Consider the following 10,053-nt stretch of genomic DNA (forward strand, 5'->3'; position numbering starts at 1 on the left):
CCGGCGAAAGGAAGTGGACTTCGGCTTCAAATTCGACGATGCGACGGTGTACCAATATCAGCTGGACGAGCGCTCCCGCGTGAGTTGATGGCGCATCATTGGCATATATGACGAGAATGAAGCAAAGGGCCCCCGAAATGAATTGGGGGCCCTTTGTTGTCCCGTACATGGTGAATTCGCAATTGTGCGGAAATGGAAGCGGGCGCGCGTAAGCTCGCCATAGAGCGTGCGCCCGATGAAGGAAGCGTCTTTTCCGTTGCCTTTCCTGCCATATCCGCATCCGTTTCGCGGAAGATTGCCATTTCGTAATGTTCAGATAAGTTTCCGGTAAGTCCCGTCTGTTAAGATATTTTTCAAAAATTACATATATTTTCGTCTGTTGGGAATGATATGGGGATTTCGGGAAATACGGTCTTTGCGCCGCCTCCGTTCGATTTCAAAAGGAATGCGAAATGGCTTTTGTGATGTCAGCCGCCAGGGCTTTGGCGGAGTATTCATACGAACAGGATGAAGTCGAACCATGGCTTGCAAGCTGGCTCTCCGAAAAAGGACACGACCCGGAAAGAGTGGTAAAAATGTGCCGCAACTCCGAGGTCGCAAGCCGCTCTTCCGTGCTTCCCATCGAGGATATCTTCCGGCCCAGATCTCTCACCGAAAGCAACCGGATTTATCAGGAAAACGTCAAGCGCCTCGGCGAGCGTGTCGCCATGGAGGCGATAAAGCGGGCAAACCTGACGCCGCAAGATATTGATATGATCATTTCGGTTTCCTGCACGGGCTTCATGATTCCCTCCGTTGATGCATATCTCATCAACGGGCTCGGCATGCGCCCGGACACCAAGCGGCTTCCGATCACGGAGATGGGTTGTGCCGCGGGCGCCGTGGGGCTTTCCCGCGCCCGGGAGTATCTGAAAGGCTTCCCGGAGCATCGCGTCTTGCTGCTCTCGGTCGAGCTTCCCACCCTGACCTTTCAGCATGACGACATGTCCATGGACAACATCGTTTCCAGCATTATCTTCGGAGACGGCGCGGCCGCCACCGTTCTTGGCGGGAGTCCCTCAAACGGATCGCCGGAGCTTTATGACTCGCAGACGACCACCCTGCCGGATTCCACCCACTTGATGGGTTTCGACCTGGAGGACAAAGGATTCCGGATACGTCTTTCCAGAGATATCCCCGCCGCCGTCCGATCCAGGGTGCGGCCGATGCTGGAAGCGTTTTTGCGGAAAAACGGGCTGTTGCTCGAAAACATTGCCCATCTTGTTTTCCACCCCGGCGGGAAGCGCATCCTGGAGGTCTATCGGGACGAGCTCGGCGTATCGGAAGACAGTCTGCGTTTTTCCAGAAAGGTGCTTCGCGAGTGCGGCAACATCTCTTCCTGCACCGTTCTGATGGTTCTCGATGAGATCATGCGATACGGAGAGGTTCAGTCAGGCGATATCGGTCTGATTCTCGCCATGGGTCCTGGATTCAGCATCGAGCAGCTGCTCGTTCGCTGGGGGAACGGACGACACGGATAAGAAAATTCCGGAAAACCCGAACCATCAGGCAGGGGACCACTCCTTCGATGCCGCTGTGGTTGGCGGCGGCCCCGGCGGCCGGATGGAAGTCGAGAAGATCTCCTGCACGGGTTGTGGGGGCCTGCGTCTCGTCCTGTCCCCGGGAAGCGCATGCATATCCTGGAAATTCCCTGGTAGAGGTGGAATCCCAAGTCTGCGCCTTGCTCAGCCGGCCCCGGGCGATGGAGAAAGCAGGAAGCTTGTTTTCCATTGCCATAATTCGGCCACCCGCCTGGATGAAATTGACGCCGTGGGACAAGGCTGGCTTCCGGTCGAGCTTCCGTGCCTGGGGATGGTGGAGGAAAGTGACGGGTTTTCGGTGATCTCGCGCTTTATTCCGAAATGGCCGTCAGGTGGAAGCCTTCATATCCTGCCGCCGCGACTTGCGCGCATTTCTCGGCGTAAACATGAAAGCCCTCAATGTAGGGCATGAATATCCGCGGTTTGCCGGGTATGTTTGCGCCGAGATACCAAGAGCTGCATTTGTAGCGAAGCGTTTCTTCGGCGGCTTCATTGTTGTGGACAACCCAGCGGTTCTCCGCTTCCAGGGCGGGCTCAATCCGGCCGATACGATTTTCACGCAAATACCCGAGACAATCGGCAATCCACTCGACGTGCTGGTCGATCGATGTGTGCATATTCGTCAGTACGGAAGGGCTGCCGGGACCGGTGATCGTGAAGAGATTGGGAAAGCCGGCCGTCATGAGCCCCAGGTAGGTGCGCGGGCCCTCCGCCCATTTCTCCCGGAGGGTTTGGCCGGAGCGTCCGCGAATGTCGATTTTCAGCAAGGCACCCGTCATGGCATCAAACCCCGTGGCCAGCACGATCATGTCAATTTCATATATTTTTCCGGCGGCCAAAACGCCTCCTGGAGTGATTTTTTCGATTTCTAATTTACTGATGTCGATCAGGGAAACATTCGGGCGATTGTAGGTTTCGTAATATCCGGTGTCCACGCACAAGCGCTTGCATCCGATAACCGTATCCGGGCACAGCAATTCAGCCGTCTCGGGGTTGCGGACGATTTCCCGGATCTTGCCGCGGACGAACGCGGCGGCGGTTTCGTTCGCCTCCTCGCTGAAGTTCAAATCCGCGAAAGCCGCCATGAAGGGAAGGCCACCGTGCGCCCAGCGTTTTTCGTACTCCTGCCGGCGCTCCCCGGGGGCTACCTCCAGGGCCGATTTACCGTTGTAATGCTGGAAAAACCCGGCAGGCAACTGTTTCGCTTTTTTCCGAAGCTCCGCGTAATTCGCCTTGATCTCCCGCTCATAATCTTTGTCCATGGGGCCGTTGTGCGCCGGAACCGCGTAATGCGGCGCCCGTTGAAAGACAAAGAGATGTTCCACTTGCTTTGCGATAACCGTGATGGTCTGAATGGCGGAAGAGCCCGTGCCGATGACACCCACCCGCTTGCCGGAAAAATCAATTTCTTTGTGGGGCCAGCGGCCTGTGTGGTAAACCGGTCCCGCAAAATCATCGAGGCCCTCGATGTTCGGCACAAAAGGAGAGGACAGGCACCCGGTCGCCATGACGCAAAATGTTGCGGATATTTTGCCGCCATTATCCGTCGCGATATTCCAGCGGTTGGACTCCTCAGCGAAGGCCGCTGATTCGATGCGCGTGTTGAAAGTAATGTCTCGGCGGAGATCAAACCGATCCGCAACGTGGTTGATATATCGCAGGATTTCCGGCTGGCCGGCGTAGCGCTCGCTCCACTCCCATTCCTGCTGGAGTTCATCGGAGAACTGATAGGAATACTGCATGCTCTCCGTGTCGCATCGCGCGCCCGGATAGCGGTTCCAGTACCATGTACCGCCGACATCGCTTGCCGCGTCGAAAATACGCGCGGAAAATCCCATGCCCCGGAGCCGGTAAAGCATGAAAAGTCCGGCGAAGCCGGCGCCGACGATCAAGACATCAAAATCAGCTTTTGAGCTGTTCGGCTCAGCCACGTTTCCTGTCCTATCCAAGATTCAAACGAACTGGATATTCTGTGCCCTCAGATAACGGTAAAGTGAATTCCTCTATAATTTTCCCGCAAGCGCCCCAGCCGCCTTTTCTTTGCCCATGATTGGGGCGCCGGGCCCGCACGTTCTGGCGCGTGTTTCCGCGAGACTACCCCGGCAGTGGCCCGAACGCCGGCGGCGGAATGCGGCGCCTTGAGGCCGCTTCGTACGCCGAGGCGACCTTCAGAAGGATATCCTCCTTGCCCGGCTCGGCCCGGAACACGAGGGAATAGGGCAACCCCGGCCCGGGAATCGTGGTCGGCGCGTGCGAAGGGGCGGAGACGTATTTCGTGCCGTCTTCGCTGAGTTTGAACACCGGATCGTAGACCGTCGTGACGTAGCCCGCCGGAATCAGCACCTCGGTCAGCCCCGCATTCGGGCCGTACAAACTCTCGGGCCGCAGATTGCTCGGGATGTCGTACTGGTACGGCCCGCCGATGATTCCCGGCGGCCACGGCGTGTGCAGGCGGACCAGTGCGTCCAGCTTGTTCTCGATGATCACCATCATGTCCACCCGGCGCAGCAGCTCGCGCAGCATGATGCGCTCGTTGACGCCCTGCCGCCCGCCGAGGGGATTGCGGGGATCGGCGATCTCCTCCCAGTTCTTGAAGGCGGCGCGCTGATCGTCCCCCCAGAATTTGGAGCGGGCGTTGAGCGCCGCCCAACCGTCCAGGGTCTCCTCGAAGCCCGCCGCTCGCCAGTCCCTGGCCCGGCATGTGAGGTACTGGCTGATGTGGAACCGGAAGGTGTTCGCCAGCTCCTGCTGCTGGATGGTGGCGATATCGAAGTTGGGGGGCGGCGCGATTCTTCCTTCCGCCATCCCGACCAGATAATCCATCGGCTTCATCTTGCCGCCTCCGAAAATCTTCCCGGGCTGAAACTCGGTCGGCTCGATGGCGTCCGCGAATTCCTTGAACACCGGCCGACCGTCCTGCCCCAGCCGGAACAGGATGTCGGGCATGAACACCGGCACCAGCCGGGCGAGCGCCCGCCGGAAATCGGTCTTCATCTGCTCCATATCCGGGTCCGGCTTCCACAGGGGATCGGAGGATTCCACCAGCGCCACCCCGAGCGTGCCGCCGAGCACGGATTTAATCTCCTGCGCGGCCGCCGCGGCGATCGGCTCCTCGGTCTTCGAGTCCTTGGGATAGACCAGGGACTCCCGGATGACCCCGAGGCGTACCCCCGCGAGCGCGCCCTTCGTGCCGGGCGTTTTTGCGTGGCTCGCGTACGACGTGCTCAACACCGACGAGCGCGGAACGGTGGTGAAGGGATCGCGCGGATCGTAATAGCCTTCGACAGGGTCTTTCAGCGCGTCGAGCACCTTGGCGCAGTCGCCGATCGTGCGGCAGAGGATGCCGCTGCGGTCGCAATAGATGTCGGCGCCGATGGCGCCGCCGTCGAAGCCGAGCATCGCCTTGTGCGGCAGGATCAGCGCCACGGCGTTGTGGTTCGCCGGACCGCGGGTCGAGGCGCGCGTCTCCTCGCCCAGGCTGGCCATCACCAGGTTGGCGCTCACCGACAGGGCCGAGCCCGAGCTGGAGCCGAGCGAGGCGGAGCGGGTCGTGTCGTAGGGGTTGGAGGGATTGCCGCCCCAGGTGGTGCGCTGGTAGCCCAGCGTCGAGGGGAGCACCTTGCCGGGCGCGTGGCGGCCGCCGGGATCACCCGCCCGGCCGTTGTATTCGGTGCAGACGGCTTTGGCGAAGATGATCGCGCCCTTGCCTCGGAGCTGTTCGACCAGCACGTGATCGCGCGCGGGAAAATCAATGTCGTAGGCCGCGTCGCCGCCCCCCGTAGATCGCATGTCCTTCGTGTCGAAGGGATCCTTGAACGAGAAGACGACGCCGTACATCGGCATTTTCTCGAGATCGGGATTGCGCCCGTATGTTGCGTCGAGCTCGGCCGCACGCTCGAGCGCGTCGGGAAACTGGCGGAACACCTCGCACACGGGCGGGGCGCCGGGCGGCAGCGGCCCCTCCGAGGGATGGCGATCGAAGTCGCCCCGGCAGACAACCGAGCGCTCGCCGCGGATGTTGAGGGTGGCCAGCGCATTGACCTGCCCGGCATTCGGAATGCCCGCGATCATCCCGAACTGCTGCTGCACGCCGGGGTCGGAGGCCGTCGCCTCCATGCGGCCGAACTCCAGCGGCGGCCCCTTGTATTTGTCGAGATCAGGTAAGAGTGTGGAGGCTTTCATGGTTTGTGCCGGAAAGCGAAGCGGCGCCTTTGCGCGCACGGTGCCGGTCGCCTCGGGAATCGCGGCACCGTCTTCGGTGACCAGCATGCTGGCTACCCCGTTATAGGCGCGCGCGCGGTCGATATAGTGTTGAACAACCTCCACGCAGGTCGTCTGTCCTGATTTGATCGCGGCGTGCAGCTCGTCAATCGTCGCCTCTTCGAGACGAAACGGCTTGTTCCGCGCACCCGGTTTTTTTGCCATGTGTTCCCCTTCTTGTGCTTCTTGAATCACCTCACGCCAAGACAAGACGGCCCCTCGATTTTCACCGCCCGCCCTGCGTTTCTGCATGATGGAATAGTATTTGCGATGTCCGATTTATACAATCGTGGACAGCCTTTGGCCGCCGGCTGCGTTTGCCCCGGTGTGGGCCTGTGAATTCGCGGTTTTTTCGGAACGGACCCCGCACGAAAACCGCTCTGGTTTTCGGGCGCTCCCCGGGCGCTCCTTCTGAAGGACTCTTTCCTGCCATATCCCGGAAATTCAAACCGGTATTTGCCATGTATGTGATGGGAACAGATTTTGGCACATCGGCAGTTCACGGTGATGTAGCCCCAGGGGGAATTCGTTTTTGTGCGGATTATGCCTTGGTCTTCGCCGGATCGCTCACCGTGAAGGCAAATACCCCCGCGGCGAGGACCATGAGCAGCGAGATGATGGAGAAGGCCGAACCGTAGCCCGCGCGCACGATGAGAAAACCGGCGAGGATGGGCCCCGCCGACTCGCCGATGTCCCAGATGGTGCCGAACACGCCCATCGCCGAGCCCATGCGCCCGGTTTTCACCAGGTCGGCCACCAGGGCTGTCGTCACCGGGGTGACCGAGGCGACGCCGAGGCCGAGCAGGGCGGAGAGGACGACGAGCAGGGCGAAGTTCTTCATTTGAAAGATGAGGGGCAGCGCGGCGGCGCAGAGCAACAAGCCGATGACGATAACGGGTTTTCGCCCGACCCGGTCGGAGGTCCATCCCGCCAGGGGCTTGGCCGCCATCGCCGTGGCAAGCTGCGCCCCGAGCACGGCCGTGATCCGGGCGTCGTTGAGCGAGGCCGCCTTCGCGTAAACCGGGATGAACCCCAAGAACGCGCCATAGCCGACATACATGATCGACTCCAGGGTGGAGGCGATCACGATGGGCGGGCTCGATATGACTTCGAGGATCCCGTCGCGGAACCCGTTCCAGCGGGACCCGGACGGGCCGGGGCTCATTTTTGAATGCACAGGGGGGGCCGGCAAGAACACGACCATCAAGAGCGTGGCGATGCCCAGGGCTCCCACGATCAAAAACGCCGCGTCGTAGCTGGCCGTGTAGAACAGGACCATTCCCCCGACCATCGGGCCCACGGTGGCGCCCACGTCGTTCGCCGAGGCGAACCAGCCCAGCTTTGCGCCGCGCCCTTCCTGCGCCAGGTCCGCCACATAGGCCGAGGCCACCGGGGCGAAGATGGCGGTCGCGAAGCCGTGGAGGAACCGCAAAAGCAACAGTGCGCCCGCCGTTTTCACGAATGGATACAAAAAGGGCGGAAGCGCGAAGAACAGGCCGCCCAGGAGCATCATGCGCTTTTTGCCGAGAACGTCCGAAAGGGCGCCTGCAGGCAGCTTGACGAAAATCCCCGTGATCGTCGAGGCGGCGAAGATCACGCCGAGCAGCTCGGGCGAGGCGCCCAGGTCCTGGGCGAAACGTGGGAGCACCGGGCTCCTCGCCATCTGATAGCCGAGGCGGGAGAGCATCCCCGCGATGATGACGGCCGAGAATGCGTTCACCGGGTTTTCCTTCGTATGAAGCGGGCGCTCCTCATTCCTCGGGCTCGTAGTTAGGCATGTGAGCCCATCGTCCATCTGGTGTCTTTACTGGCAAGGTGTTCGTCGGAGGCAGGGCTTGCATCTCCTCGGAGTCGAAATCGACGGTCGGCATCCGGTTGTCAAAGCCGGGGTTTTTGTGGGTGACGCTCATCGACAGGGCGACTGCCGCCTCCGACTGGATGATCCCGAGCTTGCGCGCGGCCACGGCGATCCGGGTCTGGCAGCGCGTATCGACGTTGTAGAGGCTCGCTGCCTTGGCCGCCGAGCCGATCGCAATCCCCAGGTCCACGTTGCGCAGGTTGCATTGCGGACCGGCGAATTCGAAGTCCGCGCTTTTCTCGCGCAAGGATTGCGTAGCGTTCATGAACTCCGCGCACGTCGCATAGCCGCACATGCCGCAGTCGTAGACCGGCGGGTACCAGTCTTTCAGCCCGATGAACAGAACCGCGTCGACCCGCTCGGCCGTCGCCGCGTCGCGGAACCAGATCTCCTGCCTGCGCTCGCGGCCGCGCGCGCGGATCCAGTCGGCCAGACGCTGAATCGTTTCCCTGTCGTCCACGATGACGGTCTCGATGAAGAGGTGCTTGCCTTTCCTGAAAAGCTGCCCGCCCGATTTGGGGGCTGTTACCGCAGCCGCGGCGCACAGCTTCGCCACGGTCCGGATCACGTCTCCTTTGATTTCCTCGATTCCGGTGAGCATCACAAAACTCTCCTTTTGGACGACATTTCCCAAGAGTCGTCTTGGATAACGAAACATTAGCACAACCACCCTCAGGCTGAGCCTAAAGTACCTGCGGGCCGACCTTTGGTCCCACCCTTGGACGCGGGGCCGGTCAGGGAGCGATTTTAGAGCCGAGTAAATTCGCAATTGCTCCCATTGTTCGTGCCAGCCGGAGAGCTTGCGCCTGCGCCTCCCTCAAGTTTTGCCGTGGCTTTTCTTCCTCCCCCGGCCTTTCGCCGGCTGCCCAAATTGGGCCATTTTTCAAGGCTTCTTGATCCCGTCCCCCAAGGGGCTGGGCGGCGTTCGAAGGGGGGAGCCGTTTCAATTTGGTATCTGGCGCGGGCGCTTTTGTGATATCTTTCCTGCCCAGGGCGTATGGGAAAAACATCAACAAAGCCCTTTTGACACATCCCGTACGTGCTTAGGCGGAAGATAGCATTGACCAGCTTGTTGCGATCCACACGATTCGAACCCTCCATCGTTCACCCTCGTCTTCTCATTGAAGGACTGCGGAGGTCCGAGAACATGCAGCACATCCTCGGCCTCATCGAAAGGCCTCCCCCGGCCTGCTGAAAACCCTGGTTTCATCGCGACTCTCATTACTGCCGGTAGTTACTGGCGGTAGTAACCATCGGTCCCGGTTTGTCTGAGTTGTGATCCGAAATTCGGCCGATGCGTGTTCGAATTCCATTTTACCAGATCCGTGTGTTTGACCCCTTTTGAGGAGACAGAAATGTCAGGGAATTGGTGGAGCAAGTTGTTTGGAAGAGATGGGTTGCCCAGGCCGCATGGGATTCCCGACTCAGTGGGCAGGTACCTGGTCACGGTCCTGAAAAAAAATCCCGACTGGGCGTGGAGACTCATGGCTGTCGTGCGCCCTCGGGCCGAGAAGAAGGGTCTCTTCGACGTGCGTGTTTACGACGCCGCCCAGGCACGGGGCAAGCAGATCGTGATCCGCGATTTCAACTCGTTCGACGCTCATCCTGAACTTACCTTGTTTGAAGGATGGCTCGATAAGAACACGAATCGGGCCGAAGTTACAGAGAGGACCAAGACGGCTGCATAGGCGAGAGCCGTCAAAGCCAAGCGGCCCATCGTGTTTTGGGGTTTCTTCGATGAGAGCGAAAAATAGAGAAAGCCTCTTCGTGCCGATGGAACTCAAAAGAGGATTCATTCTGGAGAAAAGACGGCAAAAGATTTGAACTCGAAGGAAAATTACCGATTCGCGGTGCTCAGGAAGGTCTTCGGCGAACTGCGCCCGCCGCCACGGGCACGAATCCCGGTGAAATTTTTCTGTCGGGGTTACGCGGAATCTTGTGCTTTTTTAAGTGCCGGGGGCGGTCTTTATTTTCTTTCTTGATGATTTGGATCTCGGCGGGGAAAGATTTTTTTCCGCTTTGTTTTGATCATGCCGAAAGATATGCGCTTCGCTCGATTTTTCCGCCCGATATTCCGCTGGATAATTGTAAAGAGAGGTGAGGCAACCGTCGGTTTTTTGCTTCTCGGCGGCGGCGGCCGGGAGGGCACCGGCCCCCATGGCGATGATGAGGGCGGAAGCGAAAATTGCACGGTACACGAAAATCTCCTCCCAGGAACGAAATTCACTCACTTGTCCGGAAGTGGCGCATTTTTCCTCAAACCCGATCATTGAGTAAGTCTATCTGAACCGGAATTATGCGGCAACCGAGGCCCTTGCCCCGATTCCGCATCGATTGCCCACAATTCCGACCGCG

7 protein-coding genes are annotated in these 10,053 nt (G+C 59.8%); 2 read left to right on the top strand and 5 right to left on the bottom strand.

Going from position 1 to position 10,053, the window contains the following annotated elements; genetic code table 11:
- Positions 1–452 precede the first annotated feature (452 nt).
- Positions 453–1,520, top strand: coding sequence for a type III polyketide synthase (locus O2807_06645; protein ID MDA1000180.1), 1,068 nt, complete (start codon positions 453–455; stop codon positions 1,518–1,520).
- Between the two features lie 371 nt (positions 1,521–1,891).
- Here O2807_06645 and O2807_06650 read toward each other — a convergent pair whose 3' ends face one another.
- The 4 genes from O2807_06650 to O2807_06665 form a co-directional block, all read right to left on the bottom strand.
- Positions 1,892–3,511 (bottom strand): NAD(P)/FAD-dependent oxidoreductase, encoded by a 1,620-nt coding sequence (locus O2807_06650; protein ID MDA1000181.1) that lies wholly within the window; start codon positions 3,509–3,511, stop codon positions 1,892–1,894.
- A 163-nt stretch (positions 3,512–3,674) separates the two neighbouring features.
- Complete coding sequence (locus tag O2807_06655) at positions 3,675–6,005, bottom strand: amidase family protein (GenBank protein MDA1000182.1); 2,331 nt, start codon at positions 6,003–6,005, stop codon at positions 3,675–3,677.
- A gap of 376 nt (positions 6,006–6,381) precedes the next feature.
- Positions 6,382–7,560 carry an MFS transporter gene (locus O2807_06660; GenBank protein ID MDA1000183.1) on the bottom strand — a complete coding sequence of 393 codons (1,179 nt, stop codon included), beginning with the start codon at positions 7,558–7,560 and terminating at the stop codon, positions 6,382–6,384.
- Positions 7,561–7,591: 31 nt separating this feature from the next.
- Positions 7,592–8,299, bottom strand: coding sequence for a DUF2148 domain-containing protein (locus tag O2807_06665; GenBank protein MDA1000184.1), 708 nt, complete (start codon positions 8,297–8,299; stop codon positions 7,592–7,594).
- Positions 8,300–9,095: 796 nt separating this feature from the next.
- On the opposite strand from O2807_06665, the gene O2807_06670 reads away from it, so the two are divergent.
- Entirely contained in the window at positions 9,096–9,386 is a 291-nt protein-coding gene (locus O2807_06670; GenBank protein MDA1000185.1) for a hypothetical protein, read from the top strand.
- Positions 9,387–9,644: 258 nt separating this feature from the next.
- Here the strand turns inward: O2807_06670 and O2807_06675 are convergent, their stop codons facing one another.
- Positions 9,645–9,968, bottom strand: a complete 324-nt coding sequence (locus tag O2807_06675) for a hypothetical protein (protein ID MDA1000186.1) — start codon at positions 9,966–9,968, stop codon at positions 9,645–9,647.
- Between the last annotated feature and the right edge of the window lie 85 nt (positions 9,969–10,053).

This window comes from bacterium, assembly GCA_027622355.1.
In the GTDB taxonomy this organism is placed as follows: domain Bacteria; phylum UBA8248; class UBA8248; order UBA8248; family UBA8248; genus JAQBZT01.